This is a genomic window from Micromonospora sp. DT233 (assembly GCF_049841815.1).
Classification (GTDB): domain Bacteria; phylum Actinomycetota; class Actinomycetes; order Mycobacteriales; family Micromonosporaceae; genus Micromonospora.
In genome coordinates, this window is the sequence record NZ_JBNCLB010000001.1 from 459,370 (window position 1) to 483,735 (window position 24,366).

The following is a 24,366-nucleotide window of genomic DNA, read 5'->3' on the forward strand; positions in this document are numbered from 1 at the left end:
TTCCGGTCCTCGGCGCGGGGGATGTCGCCGTTTCCGCCGAGACGACCTCCCCGGGCCGACATCGCCCGACGCCACCGCCCGACGCCGTCGGCGACTCGACGAGGAAGATGGAGACCATGCCCCAACCGCTGGACGCCGCCCTGACCGAGGTCCGGGCGCTGCTGCTCGACCCCTCGCTGACCCGGGCGGTCGCCGCCGGGCGCCGCCGGGGACACCGGCCCTCGGTGGAACGCGCCGAACTGCGCCCGGTGGCCCTCAAGGGCGGCCCCCGGCTGCAGATCGCCACCTCTGACGGCGCGCGCCCGTACACCCGCAACGTCGCTGCCGGCGCGGAGGCCGACGCGGCCGTGGACGCCCTGCTGGCCGAGCCGTTCGGCAACTGGCACGTGGAGACCACCGACGTGACGCTCCAGCTCCGGGTGACCAAGTCCGGCGAGGCGCAGGTGCACCGGTCCGCCGCCACCCGCCCCCCGGTCGAACCCGGCGGCCACGACCGGGCCAAGGAGTGGCTGCTCGACCCGGGCGACGAGATCTTCACCGAGATCGGTGGCTCGGCGGCGAAGCGCCGCCAGGTCGACGCCTTCCTGCGGGCGCTCGCGGCCACCCTGCCCGACGACCTCACCGGCCGGCTACGGGTGGTCGACCTGGGCTGCGGCAACGCTTACCTGACCTTCGCCGCCTACCGTTACCTGTCGCAGCGCGGGCTGGACGTGCGGCTGGTCGGCGTGGACGTACGCGAGGACCAGCGGCGGCGCAACACCGAGCTGGCCGAGCGGCTGGGCTGGGCCGACCGGGTGAGCTTCGTGGCCGGCACGATCGCCGACGCGGTCGTCGAGCCCGCCCCCGATCTGGTGCTCGCCCTGCACGCCTGCGACACCGCCACCGATGAGGCGCTGGCCCGCGCGGTGCGGTGGGGCGCCCGCTGGGTGCTGGCCGCGCCGTGCTGCCACCACGACCTCGCCGCCCAGCTACGGGCCCGGCCGGCCCCGGCCCCGTACGAGCTGCTGACCCGCCACGGCATCCTGCGGGAGCGCTTCGCGGACGTGCTCACCGACTCGCTGCGGGCCGCGCTGCTGCGGCTGCACGGGTACCGCACCGAGGTGGTGGAGTTCGTCGACTCCCGGCACACGCCCCGGAACCTGCTGATCCGGGCCCGTCGGGTCGAGGCCACCCCCGGTTCCGCCACCGGTTCCGCCACCGATGACGAGCAGCGGGCGCAGTACCGGGCGTTGCTGGACCAGTGGCAGGTCACCCCGCGCCTGGAGACGCTGCTGGCCGACGCGCCAGGCTGATCCCGCGCCGACGCGCGAAGCTCATCCCGCGCGGACGCGCGAAGCTCATCCCGCGCCGACGCGCCAGGCTGAGCCCCGGCCCCGGGTCGGTCCGGGGTGGCTCAGCGGTGCCGCTCGCCGTTGCCGCCCCGGTCCCGCCCGGCCTTGCGCTCGTTGGTGAGGCTCCGGTCGAGGATCGACACCCGGGCTCCGGTGCCCCGGCCGGAGCGCTCGGTCTCCGACGACGTCGTGGGGAAGGGCGCCACCTTGCCCTGGGCCTCGGCGTTGCCCTGGGTCTCGGAGTTGCCGGCGGCGGTGAAGGCGTTCCAGGAGATGTCGACCAGCAGCCGCTTGAGCTCGGCGTGCCGCACCGCCGCGTTGCGTTGCAGGGCCATCCGGGCACCGAGGACCACGCCGACGAGCGTCGTGGTGATCCCGCCTGCGGCGGCCAGCACCTGCGTCGGGCCGGGCTCGTCGGCGAAGAGCACGAGGACCAGCAGCCAGCCCCAGAAGCCGGCGGCGAAGACGCCGGCCTTGGCCACGAAGAAGAGGCTGACCGCGCCCGGACGGTACGGCAGGGGACGACGCGACTCGGCCATGCTGCTCCTCTTCGGCACGCCGACCGAGCGGCCGGTTCGGGACGGTACGGGACGAGGATCGAGCCTAGTTGGCGGGCGCAACCATCGACGTTCACCGGGCCGGAGCGCTCCGGAAAGGCACGCCCGCCGAAATATGAGGAATACTCGCAGGTCAGCCGGGACCGGTGCCCGGACGACGATCGACGAGGGCGGGCGCTCGGTTGCGGGTGCCCTCGGTGGTACTACGCTCGAAGGGCACTGTCCGGTTGCTTCGGCCCGGGAAGGAAGAAAGTCCGCAGGCATGGGTTCTCCAGAGGTCTCGCCGCAGATGGCCTTCGCACGGTTCGTGCGACGGGCTATCGACGACGCTCGGGAGGATCGGGGCTGGACGGTCAGCGACCTCGCCGCGCACACCGGGGTGGGGCGCTCCACCGTCTTCCGCTGGCTGGCCGGCGACTGGCAGGACTACCCCGAGCTGGCAAAGGTGCGGGGGTTCTGCGCAGCCCTCGACCTGCCCGTGACCGCGGCCTTCCGCGCCCTCGGTCTGCCCGACGCGGGGCCCGCCCCACGTCGACGCGGCGACGAGGGGCCGGTCGAGTCCGACGTGCGGGTCATCCTGCAACGGCTGGCCGACCCGGCCGTGCCGGCCGAGGAGAAGCACCACATCCGCGACCTGCTCCGCTACCTGGCCCGCCGCCCCGTCCGCCGGGCCGGCTGACCGACGCCCGCCGGGACCGTGGGCCGCCGACCCCGGGCCCTCCGACCCCGGGCCCTGCGCAACCGGCACCGCCGGCCCCCATCGGCGCGGCCATCGCCGGCCGCAGCGCGGCCGCCCTGGCTCGACGGTGCAGCGCGGCCGCCCTGGCTCGACGGTCAGGGTGCCGTGAGGGTGAACTCGGCGGTCCGCACCACGCCCGCCACCTGGAAGTCGAAGAACAGTCGGTAGCGCCCCGGCCCCGGCACGGTCAGCTGGAAGGTCACCCCGTCCTCGACCGGCCCCGCCTCCGGGTGCACGTGCAGATAGCCCAGGTCCCCCTCGCGCAACGCCACCAGGTGCCCGTACGCGCCCAGGTAGCGCTCCAGCTTCGGGGTGTCCCCACCGGCGCGGACCACGAACCGCAGCGGGCCGGTTGCCCCGACCTTGGGCTCACCCGACCAGCTCACCGTGAACCCGTCCACGGCGGCGCTCCGGGCCGGCGGCGGCAGCGGCCGGGGCGCGTACCCGCCGGGAACGGCAAGATCCACACCGAGGGTACGGGCGCTCTGCGCGCCGTCGTCGGTGACGACGGTGAAGTCCGCGTACGCCCGCCAGACCCCGGCCTGCGGCACGGTCAGCGGCACCGACCAGGTGCCGTCGGCGGCCATCGTCGGGTGCAGGTGCTGGTAGCCGGTGAGGTCGCGGCGGACCACGACGAGGTGCATCGGCTTGTCGTGCACCACCGCGAAGCGGGTCACGGGGCGTCCCACGAAGTCCCTGATCTGGAAGCGGAACTCCCCCGCCCGGCCGGCGGCGAGCCCGGCGGAGAGCGGGGCCAGCGTCCAGCCCCCGGAGCCGACCGCGAGGCCACCGACCTCGGTCGACGCGCCGGTGTCGGCGTCGACGCCGTGCTCGTGCGCCCCGGTGCCGGCGGGGTGACCGTGATCCGTGCCGGCGACGGCGGTCTGCGCGGTCGGCCCGGTCGGCGACGGGTTGACCCGCCCGAGGCCGAACCCGAGCAGCACGGCGAAGACCAGCCCGCCCACCACCAGCCCGAGCCGCAGCGTGCCCCGGTCCACCAGCACCCCGGCCGCCTCGGGCGCGGGGGGCGCAGTCGCCGGGCCGCTCTGCGACCCGTCCGCCACCGAGGGGGCGGTGGCCGACCCCTCGGGCGCCGACGGCGCCGCGCCGGGTCGCTGATCGGTCATGTGGCCACAGTACCGCCGGGTCACCGGACGGTCGGCCGACGGTCGCGCAGCGTGGCACCGGTCGCAATCCGCCCCCGCCAGGGAACTTCCCGCCCCGACCGCACCCGACCGCACCCCGGCGGACGCGCGGGTGCGGGGTCGCGCGGGTGCGGTCAGCCGGCGACGGCCAGGGCGAGGGGGAGCACGTCGGGCACGCCGGCCCGGCGCAACAGCCGGGTCACCATGGTCATCGTCCAGCCCGTGTCGACGAGGTCGTCGACGAGGAGCACCGGGCCGTCCAGCCCGGCGAGGGCGTCGGCGAGGCCGTCCGGCACGGCGAAGGCGTCGTGCAGGGCGCGTACCCGCTGGGCGCTGTTGCCGCGCGGGCCGTCGGGGCCGGCGGACCCGGTGGGGGTCACCTGGCCGAGCAGCGGCAGCCGGCCCACCGCGGCGATCCGCTCGGCCAGCGAACCGACCAGCTCGGGCCGCCGCCGGGAGCCGACCGCGACCACCCCGACCGGGCGGCGCGGCCACGGGTCGTCGCCGTGTGCCCACGCCTTCAGCACCTCGACCACCGCGCCGGCCACGTCGTCGGGGACGGGTCGGTCCACCGCGTCCGGGCCGACCAGCTCGCGCAGCCGGCCGCCCCAGCCCAGGTCGGAGAGCCGCCCCACGGCCCGCCCCGGCAGCGCCTGCTGCGCCGGGGGAATGCGCCCCTTCAGGGGTACGCCGACCGCGTCCAACCCGGTCGGCCAGAGCTTCTTCGGCGCGATCTCCACCCCGGGTCGACCCAGGTACGCCTGCGCGCCCGTCAACGCCGGGGACGACGTGTCGGCGGCGAAGATCGGCTCGGCGCACCGGTCGCACCGACCGCAGTCGTCGGCCCCGACGTCGTCCAGGCACTCCCGCAGGTACCGCATCCGGCAGCCGGGCGTGGTCGCGTACTCCCGCATGGCCTGCTGCTCGGCGGTGCGCGCCTGGGCGACGCGGCGCAACCGGGCCTCGTCGTAGGTCCAGGGCTCGCCGGTGGCCAGCCAGCCGCCGCGCACCCGGCGGACCGCGCCGTCCACGTCGAGCACCTTGAGCATCAGCTCCAGCCGGGCCCGGCGCAGGTCGACGATCGGCTCCAGGGCCTGCGTGGAGAGCGGCCGGTCGGTACGCAGGGCGGCCAGCACGGCCCGGACCTGCTCCTCGGGCGGGAAGGCGAGCGAGGCGAAGTACCGCCAGATGGCCGCGTCCTCCGCGCCGGGCAGCAGCAGCACCTCGGCGTGCTCGACGGCGCGCCCGGCGCGGCCGACCTGCTGGTAGTACGCGATGGGCGACGGTGGGGCGCCCAGGTGCACCACGAAGCCGAGGTCGGGCTTGTCGAAGCCCATCCCCAGCGCGCTCGTCGCCACCAGCGCCTTGATCTTGTTGTCGAGCAGGTCCTGCTCGGCGGCCCGCCGGTCGGCGTCCTCGGACTGCCCCGTGTACGAGGCCACCGGGTACCCGCGCGAGCGCAGGAACTCCGCCGTCTCCCCGGCCGCCGCCACGGTCAGCGTGTAGATGATCCCCGAGCCGGGGAGGCGGTCGAGGTGGTCGGCGAGCCAGCCGAGCCGGTGCGCCGGGCTGGGCAGGTCGAGCACGCCCAGCCGCAGCGACTCCCGGTCCAGGGTGCCGCGCAGCACCAGCACGTCGGGCCGCTCCCCGCCGGCCTGCTCGGTGCCGGGCTGCCCGCCGGGCTGCTCGCCGCCGGTCGGGGCGGTGCCGAGTTGCTCGGCGACGTCGGCGGTGACCCGGGCGTTGGCGGTGGCCGTGGTGGCCAGCACCGGCGTGCGCTCCGGCAGGTTGCCCAGGAACGTGCGAAGCCGCCGGTAGTCGGGGCGGAAGTCGTGCCCCCAGTCGGAGACGCAGTGCGCCTCGTCGACCACCAGCAGCCCGGTGGTCGCCGCCAGCCTCGGCAGCACGCTGTCCCGGAAGTCCGGGTTGTTCAGCCGCTCCGGGCTGATCAGCAGCACGTCCACCGCGCCGTCGTGGATCTCGGCGGTGATCCCGTCCCACTCGTCGAGGTTCGCGGAGTTGATCGTGCGGGCCCGGATGCCGGCGCGGGCGGCCGACTCGACCTGGTTGCGCATGAGCGCCAACAGCGGGGAGACGATCACGGTGGGCCCGTGCTCGCCGCGCTCGCGCAGCAGCGCGGTCGCCACGAAGTACACCGCCGACTTGCCCCACCCGGTGCGCTGCACGCAGAGCACCCGCCGCCGGTCGATGACCAACGCCTCGATGGCCCGCCACTGATCTTCCCGCAGCCGGGCGTGCTCCCCGGCCAGCCGGCGCAGCACCGCCTCGGCCCGTTCCCGTACCGCCGCCCGATCCTGACTCATCCGGCATTTCTACCAGGCGTTCGGCGCTGCCGACCGATCACGATGCGGCAGGCCCGGCGGCAGGAAGAGCAGGATGTCGCGGAGGTGGTCGGTGACGGTCGGCGGCAGCAGGCACCGACCGGCCAGTTCCTCCACCGACGAGTACGGGCCGCGCAGGGCCCGCTCGGCGATGATGTGCCGGCACTGGTCGGGGGTCAGCCCAGGCAGTGCGGCGAGCACCTGGTCAGTGACCGCGTTGATGTCGACGAGCCCGCCGTCGTCGAAGACGCGGGGCAGGTCGGGGCGGCCGACACCCAGTTCGTGCCGGGCCGCCGGATGGTGGTGCAGCAGGTGACGGGCCTGCTCCCGCCGTGCCCGTCGGTCGTCCTCGTTGGCCCGGCTGCGGCGCCCGAAACTGCGCCCCAGCAGGGTCTGCAGCTCCCGGTTCAGCAGCACGACGTGCAGCAGCCCACCGCACCAGCAGACCGCCAACACGGCGAGGAAGTAGAGGACTCCCCCGTCTCCGGGTTCGCCCTCGGTGCTGATGGCGATGTAGAAGAAGCTGACGACCAGCCCCAGGTAGCCCAGGCTCGCCACGGCCAGCCGCCAGCTACGCCGCCACGCCGCGTACGCGAGAGTGATCACCCAGGTGAGGGCGCCGAGCGACAGCAGGGTGACGGCGACGCCCACGACGGTCGAGGTGACGCTCAGCCAGCGGGGCGCACGCCAGAGCGCCCCGCTCGCCGGGACACCGGGCACGGGAGACACATACGGCAGAGCCGGCACGGCAGAGGCGACGGCGGGCGGGGGCGACGCGGGCGGCCAGGCCGCGCCCCCGGGCCCCGGCGCGGCGGGCGGCGCCGACGTTACGGGCCCCGGCGCGGGCGGCGCCGACGTTACGGGCCCCGGCGCGCTGACCGGAGGCACGGCGACCGGGGACACGGACGGCGGGGCTCCGGCAGCGGGCGGCGGAACGACGGCCGGGGGTCCCGACGCCCCGAGCGACGGGTCGGAACGCAGGATTCGTCGGTGCAGTTCCTGGAGCGCGTTCCCCGGCTCGATGCCGTACTCGTCACGCAGCAGCTCGCCGATCTCCCGGTACGCGGCGAGCGCCTCGGCCTGCCGGCCGCTGCGGTAGAGGGCGAGCATGAGCTGGTGGCGCAGCCGCTCCCGCAGCGGAAACTCGGCCACCATCTCCGCCAGTTCCCCGGCGAGTTCCCGGTACCGGCCGAGCTGTAGTTCCAGCTCCACCCGGGTCTCCAGCGCGGTGGCACGCAGCTCGACCAGCCGGTACCGCGCCGAGTCGAAGAACGGGCCGGGAAGCCCGGCCAGTGGCTCGCCACGCCAGAGCTCGGTGGCCGCCCGCAGCTCGATGACCGCCTCGGCCTCCCGGCCCTCTGCCCGTAGTTGCTGCGCGCGGCGTACCGACCGTTCGAACTGAATGGCGTCCACCGCATCCGGCGGCACCCGCAGCAGGTATCCCGCCTCGCTCAGGGTGAGCACCTGAGACGGCGTACGCGGAGAACGCTCCGGCTCCAGCACGCGCCGCAGCCCGGCGACGTACTTCTGCACCACGTTGGGACCATTCGCCGGAGACTCCTCCGGCCACACCGCCTCGATGATCTGCCCGGTCGGCACGGGCCGGCCCACGGAGAGCAGCAGGACCGCCAACACGGCGCGCTGCTTGCCGGGGCCGGTATCGATTTCCTGCTCGGCGTGCCGGACCCGTTGGGGACCGAGAATCTCGAAGCGCAGCGTTGACATGCGAATTCCTGCTCCTGACACCCCCGCTCGTGCCGGCGGCAGCCGTACGGCAGTCGGACGGCAGCATATCCGCAGCGATTCCGCAGCGACGCCCCGCAGCATCGTCTGCGGCAACCGCCAGACTGTGAGAAAGAGATCCGCGATGACACAGCACAGCCGTACCGCCGGGCTCCTCCGCCGGGTCGTGACCACCACCGCCGTCGCCCTGGTCGCGAGCGCCCTGGTGGTGGGATGCGGGGGGGCGGATTCCGACCCGGCCGCAGCCCCCGAGAAGAGCGCCGCGCCGACGCCGAAGGAGACCCTGCTCGCCGCCGTTCCCGACGAGGAGGACGGCGCCTTCCGCTTCGCCGGTCGGGACTCCGAGGCCACCCTTTCCGGCCTGGTCGACCCGGCCGCGAAGGGGATGGAGCTGACCCACTCGGTCAAGGACGCCGAGCTGGGCTTCACCACCCGGATGACCTTCCGGATCGTGTCGGAGCAGGTCTGGATGAAGGTGCGGTTCACCGGCACGAAGGGCCTGACCGGCCTGCCGAAGCTGCCGGAGCGCTGGTTGAAGCTGGACCGCGCCCGGCTCACCGACGCCGCGAGCGCGCCGGTCTGGGAGGGTCCGGACGTGGGCAACACCGGCCCCCTGATCGAGGCCGCGACGACGGTCGAGGAGCAGGGCGCCGGGAAGTACGCGGGCACGATCGACCTCACCGCCGGCAACGCCGCCGAGGTGCTGGAGGCCGAGGAGACGAGGGCGCTTGGCGCGTCGGCGAAGGCGGTGCCCTTCACCGCGCAGGTCGGCCCGGACGGCAACCTCACCCGGCTGACCCTTCAGGTTCCGGCCGCCGGCAAGCGCAAGGCGTACCCGTATGTCGTCGAGTACCGCGACCACGGCAGCGCGCCGAAGGTCACCGCCCCCACCGGCGCCGCCGCTCAGGACGCGCCGAAGATCGCGTACGAGATGCTGAACGGCTGATCGGCGGGCGAGTGACGGGAGGGGCGCGGCCGCACGGGGGGCCCGCGCCCCTTCCGTCGTGGTCGCTCGCAGCGGCAGCGTCGGGCAGCCCGGTCGAGGGGCCTGCGGCAGGCGTCCGTCACGCCCCGGGGTCAGCGGGGTGGGGGTGCGGGGTCAGCCGCGCGCCCGCTTCGGCAGGGTGAGGATTTCGGCGCCGTCGCCGGTGATGGCGATCGTGTGCTCGCTGTGCGCGGTACGGCAGCCCGTCACGCTCTTCAGCGTCCAGCCGTCGGCGGCGGTGACGAGCTCGGCGGTGTCCGCCATGATCCAGGGCTCCAGCGCCAGCAGCAGCCCGGGGCGCAGCTTGTATCCCCGGCCGGGCTGCCCGGTGTTCGACACGTGCGGGTCCTGGTGCATCGTCGACCCGACGCCGTGACCGCCGAACTCGGTGTTGACCTGGTACCCCGCTTCGCGCAGGACCGAGCCGATGGCGTGGGAGAGGTCGCCGACGCGAGCGCCGGGCCGGGCCGCCGCGATCCCCGCAGCCAGCGCCCGCTCGGTCGCCTCGATCATCGCGACGCTCTCCGCGGGCCGCGAGTCGCCCACGATGAAGCTGATGGCGGAGTCCGCGACCACTCCGCTCTTGTTGACGGCGAGGTCGAGCGAGAGCAGGTCGCCGTCGACGAGGGAGTAGTCGTACGGCCGGCCGTGCAGCACGGCGTCGTTGACGGACGTACAGATGTAGTGGCCGAACGGCCCGCGCCCGAAGGACGGCGCGTAGTCGACGTAGCAGGACACTCCCCCGGCCTCGATGATCATGGCCTTGGCCCACGCGTCGATTTCCATGAGGTTGGTACCCACCACGGTACGGCTCTTCAGCGTCTGCAGAATGTCCGCGACCAGGGCGCCCGCCTCCCTCGCGCGGGGCAGTTCGGTGGGGTTCAGGATCTCGATCATGCGACGCCTTCCTAGCGAGCAATAACTATCCCGGCCATGTTATCCCGGTACTAGAATCGCAGCCATGGTCAGGTTGCCGCTCACCCCCGCAGAGGTCGAGCGCGGGCAGCGCCTCGGCGCACTGTTGCGTCGCGCCCGGGGAGAGCGCTCGATGCTCGGGATCGCGCTCGACGCCCGGGTCTCGCCGGAGACCCTCCGCAAGATCGAATCGGGCCGGGTGGCGACCCCGTCGTTCCCCACCATCGCCGCGATCGCCGACGTCCTCGGCCTCTCCCTGGACGCGGTCTGGGCGGAGATCAAGGAGATCCAGGAGAGCGAGGGAGGCAAGGGGAGCAATCAGATCAAAGAGAGCAGCCGGCCCGAATTGATCGGCTCTGGGCACGACGACGCGGGCGAGCGACTGGCCTCGTAGCCCGGCAGGCGCGGCGATCGGTCTCGGCACCGTACTGCTGATGCTGCCGGCCGCCACCAGCGAGCACCGGGCACCCCGTTCGTCACCGCGCTCTTCACCGCCGCCCGGCGGTCTCCGAGGTCGCGCCGCCGTGCCCGATGCCACCCTGCCACCGAGCACGCCCACCCCGCCCGGCGTCTGGTCCTGAACGGTAGCAATCCGTGCAAGGGGCGAGCTGGGCGCGCTTCGGAGAGAGTGACCGCCGCCACTGACGGGTAGGGGTCGTAGGGTTCGCCCACTATGCGGCGGTGGGAGGGCGGGCTTGCCTCCCACCGCCGGGCAGCTGGGCGTTTCGGCACCGGCGGCCGGCCGGCACAGGAAGATTGGCCTGGTGCGCCGGTTCTTCCGTCATCCCGTCCGGCTGGTGCCGCTCGGGTTCCTGGCGGCGATCGGTCTCGGCACCGTCCTGCTGATGCTGCCGGCCGCGACCAGCGCACACCGGGGCACCCCGTTCGTCACCGCGCTCTTCACCGCCACCTCGGCGGTCTCCGTCACCGGCATGTCGGTGGTGGACACCCCGGGCTACTGGAGCGCGTTCGGGCTGGTGCTGATCACCGTGTTCACCCAGGTCGGCGGGCTCGGCATCCTGACCGGCGCGACCCTGGTGATCATGGTGGTGGCCCGGCAGCTCGGGCTGCGTAACCGGCTGCTGGTGCAGGCCGAGACGGCGGAGTTCGGCATCGGCGACGTACGCCGGCTGTTGCTCGGCATCGCCGCCACCGCCGGCGTCTGCGAGGTGGCGATGACCGCCGTCCTCGCCGGCCGGTTCTGGCTCGGCTACGACTACCCGCCCGGCCGGGCGCTCTGGTACGGCCTCTTCCACGCGGTGCAGGGGTTCAACAACGGCGGGTTCGCGCTCTTCCCCGACAGCCTCGTCGGCTTCGCCCGGGACCCGTGGATCTGCCTGCCCCTCGCGTTCGGCACGATCGTCGGCGGGCTGGGCTTCCCCGCCCTGTTCGAGGCGACCCGGCAGTGGCGTCGCCCCGGCCACTGGGCGATCGCCACCCAGCTCACCGTCTGGGGCAGCGCGGCGCTGCTGGTGGTCGGCTTCGCCGGCCTGCTGGCCGCCGAGTGGTCCGACCCGCGCACCATTGGCGGGTACGACGTCGCGGGCAAGGTGCTGGCCGTGTTCACCCAGAACGCGGTGGTCCGCACCGGCGGCTTCGCCACCCTCGACATGGCGGGGGTCGACGAGGAGAGCATTCCGCTGCTGATCGCGCTGATGTTCATCGGCGGCGGCAGCGCCAGCACCGCCGGCGGGATCAAGGTCTCCACGTTCTTCCTGCTCGGCTTCACCATCTGGGCCGAGCTGCGCGGCGAGCCGGACGTCACGGTGGGCCACCGCCGGGTCGCCACGGCGAGCCAGCGGCAGGCGCTGACCGTGGCGCTGCTCAGCGTCGCCCTGGTGGTCGGCGGCACGGTCGTGCTGCTGCTGTTGACCGAGGGGTTGCCGTACCACCGGGCGCTGCTGGAGGTGACCTCGGCGTTCAGCACGACCGGCCTCTCCACCGGGGTCGCCTCGGCCGTCGCCGACCCGGGGCAGCTCCTGCTGACCCTGCTGATGTACGTCGGCCGGGTCGGCCCGCTCACCCTCGGGTCGGCCATCGCGTTGAACACCCGACGACGCCTGTACCGCTACCCGGAGGAGCATCCCATTGTCGGCTAGGAACGCGGACGACAGCGGCATCGCGGTGATCGGGCTCGGGCGCTTCGGCTGCCACCTGGCCACCTCGCTGACCCAGCTCGGCCACGACGTGCTCGCCATCGACCGCGACGCCGACCGGGTGCAGAAGTGGTCCCGGCACCTGGACCGGGTGGTGCAGGCCGACGCCACCGAGGAGGGCGCGCTGCGCCAGCTCGGGGTGGTCGACTTCCGCCGGGTGGTGGTGGCCATCGGCGCGTCGCTGGAGGCCAGCGTGCTGACCGTCCTGGCGCTGGCCGAGCTGGACGTGCCGCAGATCTGGGCGCGGGCGACCTCGGACAAGCACGCGTTGATCCTCGGCTCGGTCGGCGCCCACCACGTGATCTTTCCGGAGGCGGAGACGGGCGAGCGGGTGGCGCACCTGATCGTCAGCAAGATGCTGGACTTCATCGAGTTCGGCGACGACTTCGCCATCGCCAAGGTCCGGGTGCCGGACGCGCTGGTCGGGCGGCCGCTGCGCGAGCTGGCCCCGGCGGAGCGCTACGGGGTGATGATCGTCGGCGCGAAGCTGCCCGGTGAGCGGTTCCGGTACGCCGACCCGGCGACCGTGCTCACCACCGGCAGCGTGGTGGTGGTGGAGGGCAACATCGCCCAGGTGCAGCGCTTCGCCATGCTGGGCTGAGCCATGCTGGGCTGAGCGGTCACCTGCCCCGGGCCTCGTGCCGACCCCGGCCCTCGTCCCGGTGCCGGCCCTGGTCCCGGCCCCTGCCTGCCCCCTTCCCCTCGGTCAGCGGCCTTTTCCCCGGCCGGGCCCCTCGGCCTTGCCGGGCTTCGCGGGCTTGACCGGCGGCGCGGGCTTGCCGGCCTTCGCGGGCTTGCCGGCCTTCGCGGGCTTGCCGGCGCCCGCCTTGGACCCGCCGCCGGAGCCGCCGCCCGCCTTCGCCACCGTCGCCTTCCTGGTGCCGGGCTTCGCCGGGGCCTTGGTGGTCGGCGTCGACCCGGCCACCCCGGAGACCCGCGCCCGGCAGGCCGCGTCGCCGAGGCGGAACTCCACCGGCAGCGGGTTCGTCCCCGTGTAGCGGCCGGACAGGGCGACCTTGCGGGCCGCGCCGGGGGCCAGCGCGGCCTGCGCCCCGGCCGGCCGCACCTCGACGGTGCGGCCCTGCTGGCGTACGGCCGGGTCGGTCGTCGTGACCGTCTGCTGGCCGGGGAAGGCGAAGCTGACCGCCCAGTCCCGCAGCTCCCGGTCGCCGGTGTTGGTCACGGTCAGCTCGGCCGAGAAGTCCCGGCCGGAGTCCCTGCGCAGCGCGTAGTCGACGGCGCACGGGGCCGGGCCGGTCAGCGCCATCCGGGCCGTGGTGGGCCGCTCGGCGCCCCCGCTGGCGGGGCTGCGCGACGTCACCCCCCAGACCGTCGCGGTCACCGCGACCAGGCTGGCCGCCGCCACCCCCGCCTCGATCCGACGCCGCCGGGCCAGGGTCTTGCGGCTGCGGGTCCGCCTGGAGAACGGCAACGCGTCGGTGTCGCAGGACCAGGGCAGGATCGTGGTGCCGGCGTTGGCCAGCATGGCCGCGTCGAGCGGGGTGGCCCCGCCCGGGGCCGGCGACACCGGCACCACGGCCAGCATCCCGGCCGCCCCGGCGAGGGTGCGGGCCACCTCCACGGTGGCCGGCCGGTCCTCGGGGCGCTTGGCCAGGCAGCGGTGCACCAGCTCGGCCACCTCGCCGGGCAGGCCGGGCAGGCCGGGCATCGGCTCCGGGTCGGCGTACATGTGGGCGCGCAGCATCTGCGTGGTGGTGCTGGCCTGCCAGGGCAGCCGGCCGGTGAGCATCCGGTACAGCAGCAGGCCGACGGCGTACACGTCGGTCGCCGGGGAGACCTGGCCGTTGTCCAGCCGCTCCGGGGCCAGGTACGCGGGGGTGCCGAGCAGGGTGCCGTCGGGGCCCTTCTCGCGCTCCCCGGCCAGCGCCGAGATGCCGAAGTCGACCACCTTCACCCCGGTCGAGGTGAGCATGACGTTGCCCGGGGTCACGTCCCGGTGCACCACCCCCCGGGCGTGCGCGGTGGCCAGCGCCGAGGTGACCTCCGCCCCGATGGTCACCGCCTCCCGCCAGGGCAGCGACCCGTCCCGGCCGAGTCGGGCGCTCAGCGGCCCGCCGTCGACCAGCTCCATCACGACGTACGGCATGGTCAGCCCGACCTGCTCGGACTCGCCGTAGTCGTACACGTTGGTGATGTGGGGGTGGCAGAGCCGGGCGGCGGCCTGGGCCTCGGCGCGGATGCGGTGCCGGAACGCCCGGTCGCTGGCCAGCCGGGAGGCGAGCACCTTCACCGCGACCTGGCGGCCGAGCACCTCGTCGTACCCGCGCCAGACGACGGACATGCCGCCCGCGCCGAGCTGCTCGATGAGCCGGTACCGGCCACCGAGCAGCTGCGCGCCGTTACCCACCTCTGCACCCATGGTCGCAGTTCTTGCCCGACCAGCCCGCTCCTAACCCTCGGCGGTCGGAATCGGTCAGCGGTTCACCCGTTCAGGCGGTCGCTAGGCGTTCAGGCGGTCGCTAAGCGTTCAGGCAGTCGCGAGGAGCTGGTCGACGGGGGCGTAGTCGTCGGTGAGCACCAGCGAATCGCCGACGAACGCGTCCAGGGTCGCGCCGGTGAGCAGGCTCGCGGCCTCCGGCAGGGCGGCCACCCGCTGCCCCAGCGGGGTCAGCGGCAGCGGCGCGTCGGAGGCGACGATCAGGAAGTTGGCCCCCACCCGGCCGGCGACCGCGTCCGGCGGGGCGACCAGGGCGACGTGCCGGAACGCGGCGGCGACGGTGGCGATCTCGCTGCGCACGAAGCGGCCGGGCGGGTAGTCGATGACGTTCTGCACGTAGATCCCGCCGGGGCGCAGCACCCGGTTGACCTCGACGGCCATCTCCCGGGTCGCCAGGTGCCAGGGCACCACCAGGTGCCCGAACGCGTCGCCGACGACCAGGTCACGGCTGTCGGCGGCCTCCCGGCCGACCAGCACCCGGGCGTCGCCGACCTCGGTACGCAGGTCGGGGCCGGGGCGCACGCCCAGCTTCGCCCGGTCCAGCTCCACCAGGCCGCCGTCGATCTCGAAGACCAGGTTGTCGGTGCCCGGCCGGGTGGCGGTCAGGTAGCGCGGCACGGTGAAGCCGCCGCCGCCCAGGTGCAGGGCGTCCAGCCGCCGCCCGGCCGGCGCGGCCACGTCGGCCGCCGCGCCGATCCACTGCGTGTACGCGTACTCCAGGTGGGTCGGGTCGGCCAGGTCGACGTAGGAGTGTTGGGCGGAGTTGAGGAGCAGCGTCCGCCCCGACGGCCGATCGGGATCGGTCTGCACCGATGCGCAGTGGTACGCCGTCTCCACGTCGCACGGGTTCGGGGCGATGGTGGTCAGCCCCGCCCCGACCAGCCCGAGCACGGCCAGCGCGGCCCTGACCCGGCCCGGACCGGGCAGCCCCGCGCCTCCCTGCCGGCTCAGGTACGCCCACAGGCCCAGCCCGGTGACGCCGAGCAGCACCGCCAGGGCGAGCACGATGACGGTGCTGGGCAGCGCGGCCACCAGCACGAAGCCGGTCAGCAGGGTGGCGGTGATGCCGCCCAGCGTGCCGATGCCGGAGAGCCGGCCGACCACCTGCCCGGTGCGCCGCAGGTCGGCGAGCTGGAGCTTGACCACCAGCGGGGTGACCGCCGAGAGCAGCGCCGCCGGCACGAAGACGGCCAGCGCGGTGAGCAGCAGCACGGCGCTGGCCGCCCCGCCGCGCAGCAGCTCGCCGGCGTACCGGACGACCGGGAGGGTGACCGCGGTGGCGATGCCGGCGAGCACCAGCGCCGGGGCGATCAGGCCGCGCGGGTCGCGCCGGTCGGCCAGCCACCCGCCGGTCCACGCCCCGTAGGCGATGGCGGCCAGGGCGATGCCGATGACCGAGCTGGTGACCTGGAGGGTGACCCCGACGTACGGGCCGACCAGGCGCAGCGAGACGGTCTCCAGCACCAGCACCGCGCCGCTGGAGGCGAAGACCAGGAACGCGGCGAGCCCGTTGGGCAGGGCGCGGTCGGCGGCCGGCACGGGCCCGGCCGACGCATGCGCGACGTCGGGGGATGAGCTGCTCACCCGCGTGATGGTACGTCTCGCGGCCGACGACCCGGGTCAGTACATCGAGAGATGAACGTGGTTCGTGTGGTCGGCGGCCGGGCTGCCGCTGCCGCCGTACGCGCGCCAGCCGGTGTTCGGCATCCAGATCTGCCGGTACCAGATCACGTAGAGCACCCCGAGCCGGCTGGCGTTGTTCTTGTAGAAGTTGGCCAGCCGGTCGCCGTACGCCTTGTCCCCGCCGGTGGCCGTCTCGTCCTTGAAGCCGTTCGGCGCGGCGGAGAAGTCGCAGGCCCGCCCCTTGGGGTGCTCGCCGCTGCCGCCGCTGCGGTGGCAGGAGACGTGCCGCGTGTAGCCGGCGGCCTTGGCCTGCTGCATGGCGTGCAGGGTGCGCGGGGTGATGCAGCCGGAGGTGGTCGGGTCGTTGACGGAGCAGGACTCCGAGGGCCACGAGCCGTCGGAGTTGCGCGGGGCCGGGCGCGCCGAGGAGGAGCCGCCGGAGAACCCGGCGCCGCCGCCGGAGCTGACCGCCGCCAGCGCCGTCTCCGCCTCCCGCTTCTTCTTCGCCAGCGCGGCGAGCTGCCTGCGCTGCTCGCGCACCTCGGTGTCGATACCGATCTTGGCGCGGTTGGCCTCCTCGCGGGCCTGGGCCAGCTCGCGCAGCCGGCGGCTGTCCCGCTGGGCCATCACGTCCAGCTCGGCGGCGCGGCGCAGGAACGACTCCGGCGACGCGCTCTGCAACAGCAGCGCCGGGGCCGAGACCCGCCCCATCCGGTACGACTGCGCGGCCACCTCGACCACCTGCTCGGTCAGCCCGCCCAGCCGGGACTCCACGGCCTTGAGCTGATCGTTGAGCAGCCGCTGGCGACGCTTGGAGTTGTCCAGCTTCGCCTTCGCCTCGATGTGTCCCTTCGCGGCGGCGTTCAGGGCCTCGTGCAGCTTCTTCGTCCCGCCCTCGTCGGGCTCGGCCGAGGCCGGCACCGCCCCGACGCCGAGCAGCAGCGCCACGGCGGCCAGCAGCACCGTCCACACCGCCCGGCCGCGCCGACCGCCGGCCGGGGTGGGCGGTGACCCCTCGGAACGGCGACCGGCCGGGGTGGGCGGTGACCCCTCGGAACGGCGATCCGTCGAGGCGGGCGACGGCCCCGCGCCGCGCCGCCGGATGAGGCTGGTACCAGGCACGGGCAGCGTCCCTTCCGTCGACCGCCGAGCCCATCGTCGCGGCGCGGCGGCGTCCCCCACCGGCGCCGGGCGGCGGCCTGCTGGGCGGGAACCGCCGGTCAGAATACCGGATCCGCCGCCGCCACCCAGGCCCGTGACCTCGCGCCGCGTCGATGTGGACGCAGCGTCCCCGGTCGATCGCGCACCGGATCGACCGGACCGGTTCCGGCGGCGTCGACGGGGCCGGTCCGGTCGGGTGCGGCGGCGGCGCCGGACCGGTCAGGTCAGGTTCAGGGCGTCGTGGGCCTCGGCCCAGACCCGCTCGTTCGTGGCGACCAGCAGGCCGTGGCCGTCGTCGCCGGGGTGGTAGTCGCTGCCGTCGAACCGCCGGGCCACCCCGCCGGCCTCGCGCACCAGCAGCGTCCCCGGGGCGTGGTCCCAGGGCAGGGTGCGCCAGAAGAGCACGAACTGCTGCTCGCCGACGAGCAGGTCCAGGTATTCCCGGCCGGCGCAGTGCTGGCCGGGCAGCAGCTGACCGATCCGCTTCCCGCCGGCCTCGGCCCGCCGCCGGTCCTCCGGCGGCAGGAACCGGGTCATCGCCGTGCCGCGCAGCTCACCGACCGGCGGCGCGTCGTCGCCGGCCCGGACCGGTACGCCGTTGACCCGGGTCCCCTCGCCCGCGCGGGTCACCGCCAGCGTCTCCCCGAGCGGGTCGAGCACCCACGCGGCGGCCGGGGCACGATCGGTCAGCAGCGCCACCATCAGCGCGAACGGCCGCTTCCCGGCCGCGAAGTTGGAGGTGCCGTCGACCGGGTCGACGAGCCACACGTCCCCGCCGCCGCGCAACTGGTCGAGCAAGGTCGGGTCCGCCGCGACGGCCTCCTCGCCGACCACCACGGAGCCGGGGCGCAACCGGCGCAGCTCGGCGCTGATCAGCTCCTCGGCCCGCTGGTCGGCGACGGTCACCAGCTCGCCGGGGGCCTTCTCGGCGATGTCGGCGTCGTCGAGCTTCTGGAACAGGGGCAGCACCACCTGGGCGGCGGCCCGGTGCAGCAGCTCCGCTACGTCGTCGAGCAGGGTGTCAGCCACGGGGCGGCAACTTGACCACGCTGACGAAGAACTCGTCGATCTGCCGGACCACCGAGATGAACCGCTCGAAGTCCACCGGCTTGGTGACGTACGCGTTCGCGTGCAACTGGTAGCTGCGCAGGATGTCCTCGTCAGCCTCAGAGGTGGTCAGCACCACCACCGGGATGCGGCAGAGGCGCTCGTCCTTCTTGATCTCCTCCAGCACCTCCCGGCCGTCGCGGCGGGGCAGGTTGAGGTCGAGCAGGATCAGGTCCGGGGCGACGGCGTCGGCGTACCGGCCCTCCCGGCGCAGGTAGGCCAGCGCCTCGGCCCCGTCGGAGACGACGGTCAGCCGGTTGCGCAGCTTGTGCTCCTCGAACGCCTCCTGGGTCATCAGCACGTCGCCCGGATCGTCCTCGACCAGCAGGACCTCGATGGGGCTCCTGCCGTCCGCTGGTGCCGTCATGTCACCGTCTCCTTCGCGCCGCCCGTGCTCTCGCTCTCCTGGGCCGCGTCGTCCCCGGCCGCGTCGTCCCCGGCCGTGCCATCCCCGGCCGTGCGGGGTGCGGGTGGGCGGGGCAGTCCCGCCCCCGCCGCGCCGGCCTCGGTGGGCGTCGCGCCGTCGGCCGGCGCCCCGGCCTCCCTGGCCTCGTCCGCCTCGTCGGCCACGCCCTCGTCGGCCACGCCCTCGTCGGCCCGCTGCGCGGCGGCCCGTGCCGCCTCCACGTGCTCCGGCAGCGCCGGGAGGCTGAACCGGATCGCGGTCCCCTCGGGAACGTCGGTGTCCACCCAGACCCGGCCCCCGTGGTACTCGACGATCTTCTTGACGATCGCCAGGCCGATGCCGGTGCCCGGGTACGCGTCCTTCGAGTGCAGCCGCTGGAAGATCACGAAGATCTTGTCGGCGAATTCCGGCTCGATGCCGATGCCGTTGTCCTGGCAGCTGATCTCCCACTCGTCGTCGACCAGCCGCGCCGAGACGTGCACCTTCGCCCGTACGTCCGGGCGGCGGAACTTGATCGAGTTGCTGACCAGGTTCGCCAGCAGGTTGGTCAGCAGCGGCTCCTCGCCGCGGATCGCGGGCAGCTCGTCCCAGGTCAGCTCGGCGTCGGCGTACTGCAGGGCGGACTCCGTCTGCCCGGCCACGTCCCCCATCACCCGGTTCAGGTCGACCTCGGTGAAGCCGGTGGTGAGCCGCCCGATCCGGGAGAACGCCAACAGGTCGTTGATCAGGCGCTGCATCCGCTGCGCGCCGTCGACGGCGAAGGCGATGTACTGGTCGGCCCGCTCGTCGAGCTGCCCCGCGTACCGGCGTTGCAGGAGCTGGCAGAAGCTGGCCACCTTGCGCAGCGGCTCCTGCAGGTCGTGCGAGGCGACGTACGCGAACTGCTCCAGGTCGCGGTTGGAGCGCACCAGCTCCTCGGCCTGCTTCTGCAGCTGGCTGTTGACCCACTCGATGCTCGCCCGCGCCTCGCGCACCTCGCTGAGGTCCTTGGCGATCTTCTGGCGCATCGCGTCCACGTCCACGGCGAGCCGCTGGAACTCGGGCGGACCCGTCCCGGCGATGTGGTGCTGGTAGTCGCCCTCGGCCACCTCGCGGACCTGCTCGGCGAGACCGGTCAGCGGCCGGACCACCATCCGCTCCAGCGAGATCAGCAGCACCACACCGGCCGCGACCACCACCAGCGCCGCCACGATCAGCAGCACCACCAGCAGGGTGCTGGTGCGGTAGATGTTGTCGGCGCCCTTCTCCCGCTCGTCGAGGATGCCCTGCTGAAGCTGGGCCACGGAGTCCCGGATCCCGTCGAAGCGCTGCCGGGGCTGATCGGTGATCAACGCCTGCCCGGCCGCGGTGCCGTCCCGCGCGGTGGTGTCGACCACCGGCTGGGCGACCGTCCGCCGCCACTCGGCGGCCTCCGCCTTGATGGTGGCAAGCAGCCGGTCCAGCCTCGGGTAGATCTTGATCAGCGGCTCCATCGCGCGGTAGAGCTGCTGCTCCCGCTCACCGCCCTGGACGTACGGTTCGAGGTCCTCGCGGTCGCCGGTGACCGCGTAGCCACGCACCGCGGTCTCCTGGTCGACCAGCACGCTGAGCAGTTCCTGGGAGTGGGCGCGCAGCGGGCCGGTGCGCTCCAGCAGCGTCTGGATGTGCTGCCGGTTCTTCGCCGCGACGGCGATCTCCGCCACCACCGAGGCGCCGAGCAGCACGCTGACCACGGCGAGCAGCGCGACGACCCGGCGGCGCAGGGTCCACGGCGGGCCCGCGCTCACCGGCCACCGCCCCTGCTCAGCAGGAGCATGGCGACGTCGTCGGCGAGGGGGCCGCCGTTGATCTGCTCGGCCCGCCCCACCAGCCAGGCCGGCAGCTCGTCCAGCGGCACGGCGGCGTTCTCCGGCTCGCCCAGCAGGGTGGTCAGACCGTCGACGTCGAGCCGTTCGTCGCCGTCGCCCACCCGTCCCTCGATCAGGCCGTCGGTGTACATCAGCAGGGACCAGTCATCGGTGTCGAACTCCAGGTCGAAGGCCACGGGCCGGCGCGGCCGCACGCCGAGCAGCAAACCACCCGGGGCCGGCACCGGCGCGACCTTACCCCCGGAGAGCAGCAGCGGCGGCGGATGCCCCGCCAGTCGCACCGTGGCGGCGTTGCGGCTCAGGTCGAGCCGGGCGGTGGCCACGGTGGCGAAGATCTCCTGGAGCCGGCGCTCACTCATCAGCACCTGCTCCAGCGCGGGCAGCACCTCGTCGTCGGGGACCCGGGCGAGCACCAGCGCCCGCCAGGCGACCCGCAGCTCCACCCCGAGCGCCGCCTCGTCGACCCCGTGCCCGCACACGTCGCCGACGATCAGGTCCACCCGGTCGGGCCGGGTCTGCACCACGTCGTAGAAGTCGCCGCCGATCAGCGCCGCGTGCCGGCCGGGCCGGTAGAAGGTGTGCACCTCGACCTCGTCGGTCGACATCAGCGGCTGCGGCAGCAGGCCCCGCTCCAGCCGGGCCGACTCGGCCTGGCGCAGCTCCACCTCGCGCAGCCGCCGGGCGTTGACGTCGGCCCGCTTGCGCTCCACCGCGTAGCGCAGCGCCCGGGTCAGCAGCACCCCGTCGACCTGCCCCTTGACCAGGTAGTCCTGCGCGCCCTCGGCGACCGCGACGATGCCCAGGTGCTCGTCGGAGCGCCCGGTCAGCACGCACACCGCGGCGCCGCTGGACATCTCCAGCACCTGGCGCAGCCCGTCCAGCCCCTGCGCGTCGGGCAGCCCCAGGTCGAGCAGGACGCAGTCGACCCCCATCACCCGCTGCCGGGCCTCGCTGAGGCTCGTGGCGACCAGCAGGTCGATCATCGAGTTGGTCTCGGCGAGCAGCTCGCCGACCAGAAAGGCGTCGCCCTCGTCGTCCTCGACCAGCAGCACCCGCAGCCGCTCACCGGGCGGCAGGTTGGGGTGCCGCCCGAGGCCGCCGTGCGGGTACGGCACGACGGAGGAACCGGCAGACCCGGTCCCCCGGTACGGCCTGGTCACGGCACCGAGGCGCGGAAGATCGCTGGTGATGTCGGGCTCCTTCCGAGTGCCCTGCTGATCCTGTATTAGACAACGGTCGCACACAACACGGCGGGCCCTGCACCGGCCGCCCGCCCCACCCATGATCAACCAGGCTGATCCGCGGCCGGCGAAGGCCCCGCCACCCGCGCCGACGGGGCAGGATGGTGCCCACCTGTGGCCCCACCCCCGAGGAGTCCCCGTGGGCGCACCGCCCCCCACCCGCCCCGCCGACCACGCGTTGGCCCGGCCCCGTCGCCGGGCGCTCGCCGCCCTGGCCGCGCTCGCCGCCCTGCTCGCGGTCGGCGGCACCGTCGCGTACGACCTGGAAACCCCCGCCCCGGCCCCGGCCGACGCCCCGGCCGACTCGTTCAGCGCCGGCCGGGCGTACCAGCACGTGCAGGCCATCTCCGGCCAACCGCACCCGGCCGGCAGCGCGGCCAACGACCAGGTCCGCGCGCACGTGGAGAGCACGCTGCGCGGCCTGGGCCTGCAGACCGAGGTGCAGGACACCACCGCCGAGGAGGCCGGCCAGCTCAGCGGGGCCGCCGCCGGGGCGACCCTGGCCCGGGTCCGCAACGTGGTCGCCCGGCTCCCCGGCACCGACCCGACCGGGAAGGTCTTCCTGGTCGCCCACTACGACTCGGTGCAGACCGGGCCGGGCGGCAACGACGACGCCGCCGGCACCTCCGCCGTGCTGGAGGCGGCGCGGGCGCTCACCGCCGGCCCCCGCCCCCGCAACGACGTCGTCTTCGTGCTCACCGACGCCGAGGAGGCGTGCCTCTGCGGGGCCTCGGCGTTCGCCGCCGACCACCCGCTCGCCGCCGACGGCGGGGTGGTGCTCAACCTGGAGGCGCGCGGCTCGACCGGGCCGGTGGTCATGTTCGAGACGTCCCGCGACAACGCGAAGCTGGTGGACGTCTTCGGCCGGGCCGCCCCGCACCCCGTCGGCACCTCGTTCGCGGTGGAGATCTACCGGGCGCTGCCCAACGACACCGACTTCACCCCGTTCCTCGACCGCGCCGGGTTCGTCGGGCTGAACTCGGCGTACATCGACGGCGCGGCGATCTACCACACCCCGCTGGACACCCCCGCCAAGGTCGACCGGGGCAGCCTGCAACAGCACGGCGACAACGCGCTCGGCCTGGCCCGGGAGTTCGGCCGCGCCGACCTGACCGACCTGCGCGCCGGGCACGACGCCACCTACTTCCCGGTCCCCGGCGGGCTGGCCCGCTACCCCGGCTGGCTGGTGCTGCCGCTGGCGCTGGCCGCCCTGGTCGCCGTGGCCGCCCTCGGCTGGTTGGCCCGCCGCCGGGGCCGGAGCACGTACGGCCGGATCGCCGCCGGGTTCGGGCTGACGCTGGTGCCGATCGTCGCCGCGCCGCTGGCCGCCCAACTGCTCTGGGCGGGGATCACCGCCATCCGCCCCAACCACGCCGAGCTGCTCGACCCGTACCGGCCGACCTGGTACCGGCTGGCGGTGGTGGCGCTCGCCGCCACGATCCTGCTCGTCTGGTACGCGCTGACCCGCCGCCGGGTCGGCCCGGCCGCCCTGGCGATCGGCGGGCTGGGCTGGCTCGCCGTGCTCGGGGTGCTGCTCGCGGTGCTGGTGCCCGGTGGGGCGTACCTGACGAGCCTGCCGGCCCTGGCCGGCGCGCTGGCCGGCCTGGTCGCGCTGACCGCCCGGATCGACGGGCCGTGGCCGGTGGTCGCGGTGACCCTGGCCGGCGCGGTCGCCGTGCTGATCCTGCTGCCGCCCGTGGTGCTGCTCTTCCCCGCGCTCGGCATGGCGATGGGCGGCGTCGCGGCCCTGGTCGTGGCGCTGCTCGGCCTGGCCGCGCTGCCGGTGGCGGACCTGCTGCACCCCGAGGCGGGCGGGCAGCGCGGGCTGGTCGCCGCCCGCGCCCGCCGGGCCGGCGCGCTGCCGGCCGTCGCCGCCGGCCTCGCGGCGGCGGTCTTCGCCGGGGTCGGGCTCGCCGCCGACCGCTTCGACGCCACCCACCCCACCCCCACCCACCTGATGTACGCCCTCGACGCCGGCACCGGGCAGGCCCGCTGGCTCAGCCGGGAGGCCGAACCGCAGCCCTGGACGGCGCAGTTCGTCGACGGGCCGGCCGACGTCGGCGACCTCCCCGGCCTCGGCGACCCCGACCTGCGGGGCGGCCCGGCCCAGGCGGCGAGCCTGCCCGCGCCGAAGGTGGACGTGCTGGCCGACACCCGCGCCGCCGGGCAGCGCACCGTGCGGGTACGGCTCGTCCCGCAGCGGACGGTCCGCTTCGTCACCCTGCACGTCGACGCCGGCACCGTGGTCGAGTCGGCCACCGTCAACGGGCGACGGCTCGGCGGCGGCCGGGCCACCGACGGCGCGCCCTGGGGTTACGGGATCGTCTTCCACGCGCCGCCGCCGGAGGGCGTCGAGATCACGCTGGTGCTGGCGGCCGGCGACCGGCCGACGACGCTGCGGGCCATGGACGGCAGCGACGGCCTGACCGCCGTGCCCGGCTTCCGCCCCCGCCCGGCGGACGTCGGGGTGGTCGGCTCGCACAGCTCGGAGCTGCTCGCGGTGGCCCGCACGTACCCGCTGTGAGCCGTCGCGCGGCCGGGGCGGGCGGGACGCCCGCCCCGGCCGTGCTCCCTTGGCCGCGCCTCCCCCGGCCCTGCCTTCCGGCCGCC

At 74.6% G+C, this 24,366-nt stretch carries 18 protein-coding genes and 1 pseudogene; 7 read left to right on the forward strand and 12 right to left on the reverse strand.

All coding sequences use genetic code 11. From position 1 onward, the window contains the following. The first annotated feature begins 116 nt into the window (after positions 1-116). On the forward strand, positions 117-1,292 hold the full coding sequence (locus tag ACLQ2V_RS02225; protein ID WP_425716621.1) for a class I SAM-dependent methyltransferase: 1,176 nt from the start codon (positions 117-119) through the stop codon (positions 1,290-1,292). 101 nt (positions 1,293-1,393) lie between these two features. Here the strand turns inward: ACLQ2V_RS02225 and ACLQ2V_RS02230 are convergent, their stop codons facing one another. Further along, complete coding sequence (locus tag ACLQ2V_RS02230) at positions 1,394-1,870, reverse strand: hypothetical protein (RefSeq protein WP_425716622.1); 477 nt, start codon at positions 1,868-1,870, stop codon at positions 1,394-1,396. Between the two features lie 280 nt (positions 1,871-2,150). Between ACLQ2V_RS02230 and ACLQ2V_RS02235 the strand changes: the two genes are divergently transcribed. Further along, a complete protein-coding gene (locus ACLQ2V_RS02235; protein WP_425716623.1) occupies positions 2,151-2,567 on the forward strand; it encodes a helix-turn-helix domain-containing protein in 417 nt (138 codons plus the stop codon). A gap of 155 nt (positions 2,568-2,722) precedes the next feature. On the opposite strand, the gene ACLQ2V_RS02240 is transcribed toward ACLQ2V_RS02235, so the two are convergent. From ACLQ2V_RS02240 to ACLQ2V_RS02250, 3 genes are all read right to left on the reverse strand, one after another. After that, a complete protein-coding gene (locus tag ACLQ2V_RS02240; protein ID WP_425716624.1) occupies positions 2,723-3,754 on the reverse strand; it encodes a hypothetical protein in 1,032 nt (343 codons plus the stop codon). A 152-nt stretch (positions 3,755-3,906) separates the two neighbouring features. Then, complete coding sequence (locus tag ACLQ2V_RS02245; RefSeq protein ID WP_425716625.1) at positions 3,907-6,096, reverse strand: DEAD/DEAH box helicase; 2,190 nt, start codon at positions 6,094-6,096, stop codon at positions 3,907-3,909. A 9-nt stretch (positions 6,097-6,105) separates the two neighbouring features. Continuing rightward, positions 6,106-7,839 carry a BTAD domain-containing putative transcriptional regulator gene (locus ACLQ2V_RS02250; protein WP_425716626.1) on the reverse strand — a complete coding sequence of 578 codons (1,734 nt, stop codon included), beginning with the start codon at positions 7,837-7,839 and terminating at the stop codon, positions 6,106-6,108. A gap of 142 nt (positions 7,840-7,981) precedes the next feature. Here ACLQ2V_RS02250 and ACLQ2V_RS02255 point away from each other — a divergent pair, with 142 nt between their 5' ends. Next, positions 7,982-8,803, forward strand: coding sequence for a hypothetical protein (locus tag ACLQ2V_RS02255; protein WP_425716627.1), 822 nt, complete (start codon positions 7,982-7,984; stop codon positions 8,801-8,803). 153 nt (positions 8,804-8,956) lie between these two features. Here the strand turns inward: ACLQ2V_RS02255 and map are convergent, their stop codons facing one another. Next, positions 8,957-9,739 carry a type I methionyl aminopeptidase gene (gene map / locus ACLQ2V_RS02260; protein WP_425716628.1) on the reverse strand — a complete coding sequence of 261 codons (783 nt, stop codon included), beginning with the start codon at positions 9,737-9,739 and terminating at the stop codon, positions 8,957-8,959. 64 nt (positions 9,740-9,803) lie between these two features. Between map and ACLQ2V_RS02265 the strand changes: the two are divergent. The 3 genes and pseudogenes from ACLQ2V_RS02265 to ACLQ2V_RS02275 all read left to right on the forward strand — a co-directional run. After that, positions 9,804-10,016 (forward strand): annotated as a pseudogene (locus ACLQ2V_RS02265) (helix-turn-helix domain-containing protein); the annotation flags it as partial. 505 nt (positions 10,017-10,521) lie between these two features. After that, positions 10,522-11,856 carry a TrkH family potassium uptake protein gene (locus ACLQ2V_RS02270; protein ID WP_425716629.1) on the forward strand — a complete coding sequence of 445 codons (1,335 nt, stop codon included), beginning with the start codon at positions 10,522-10,524 and terminating at the stop codon, positions 11,854-11,856. Beyond that, the gene (locus tag ACLQ2V_RS02275; protein WP_425716630.1) at positions 11,846-12,514 is read left to right on the forward strand and encodes a potassium channel family protein; all 669 of its coding nucleotides are present in this window, start codon (positions 11,846-11,848) and stop codon (positions 12,512-12,514) included. Before ACLQ2V_RS02270 ends, ACLQ2V_RS02275 begins: the two co-directional genes overlap by 11 nt. Positions 12,515-12,619: 105 nt before the next feature. On the opposite strand, the gene ACLQ2V_RS02280 is transcribed toward ACLQ2V_RS02275, so the two are convergent. The 7 genes from ACLQ2V_RS02280 to ACLQ2V_RS02310 all read right to left on the reverse strand — a co-directional run bounded on the left by ACLQ2V_RS02280 (position 12,620) and on the right by ACLQ2V_RS02310 (position 21,630). Next, positions 12,620-14,293 carry a protein kinase domain-containing protein gene (locus ACLQ2V_RS02280; RefSeq protein ID WP_425716631.1) on the reverse strand — a complete coding sequence of 558 codons (1,674 nt, stop codon included), beginning with the start codon at positions 14,291-14,293 and terminating at the stop codon, positions 12,620-12,622. Positions 14,294-14,401: 108 nt separating this feature from the next. After that, positions 14,402-15,955 (reverse strand): fused MFS/spermidine synthase, encoded by a 1,554-nt coding sequence (locus ACLQ2V_RS02285; RefSeq protein WP_425716632.1) that lies wholly within the window; start codon positions 15,953-15,955, stop codon positions 14,402-14,404. A gap of 36 nt (positions 15,956-15,991) precedes the next feature. Then, positions 15,992-16,954, reverse strand: coding sequence for a coiled-coil domain-containing protein (locus ACLQ2V_RS02290; protein ID WP_425716985.1), 963 nt, complete (start codon positions 16,952-16,954; stop codon positions 15,992-15,994). Positions 16,955-17,374: 420 nt separating this feature from the next. Then, positions 17,375-18,184: an inositol monophosphatase family protein gene (locus ACLQ2V_RS02295; RefSeq protein ID WP_425716633.1), complete on the reverse strand. Its 810-nt coding sequence runs from the start codon at positions 18,182-18,184 to the stop codon at positions 17,375-17,377. Beyond that, a complete protein-coding gene (locus tag ACLQ2V_RS02300) occupies positions 18,177-18,629 on the reverse strand; it encodes a response regulator (RefSeq protein ID WP_425716634.1) in 453 nt (150 codons plus the stop codon). The genes ACLQ2V_RS02295 and ACLQ2V_RS02300 overlap by 8 nt, the downstream gene beginning before the upstream one ends. Then, positions 18,626-20,434, reverse strand: coding sequence for a sensor histidine kinase (locus ACLQ2V_RS02305; RefSeq protein ID WP_425716635.1), 1,809 nt, complete (start codon positions 20,432-20,434; stop codon positions 18,626-18,628). Before ACLQ2V_RS02305 ends, ACLQ2V_RS02300 begins: the two co-directional genes overlap by 4 nt. Further along, the gene (locus ACLQ2V_RS02310) at positions 20,431-21,630 is read right to left on the reverse strand and encodes a PP2C family protein-serine/threonine phosphatase (RefSeq protein ID WP_425716636.1); all 1,200 of its coding nucleotides are present in this window, start codon (positions 21,628-21,630) and stop codon (positions 20,431-20,433) included. Before ACLQ2V_RS02310 ends, ACLQ2V_RS02305 begins: the two co-directional genes overlap by 4 nt. A gap of 265 nt (positions 21,631-21,895) precedes the next feature. Here ACLQ2V_RS02310 and ACLQ2V_RS02315 point away from each other — a divergent pair, with 265 nt between their 5' ends. Further along, entirely contained in the window at positions 21,896-24,280 is a 2,385-nt protein-coding gene (locus ACLQ2V_RS02315) for a M28 family peptidase (RefSeq protein WP_425716637.1), read from the forward strand. Positions 24,281-24,366: the final 86 nt, after the last annotated feature.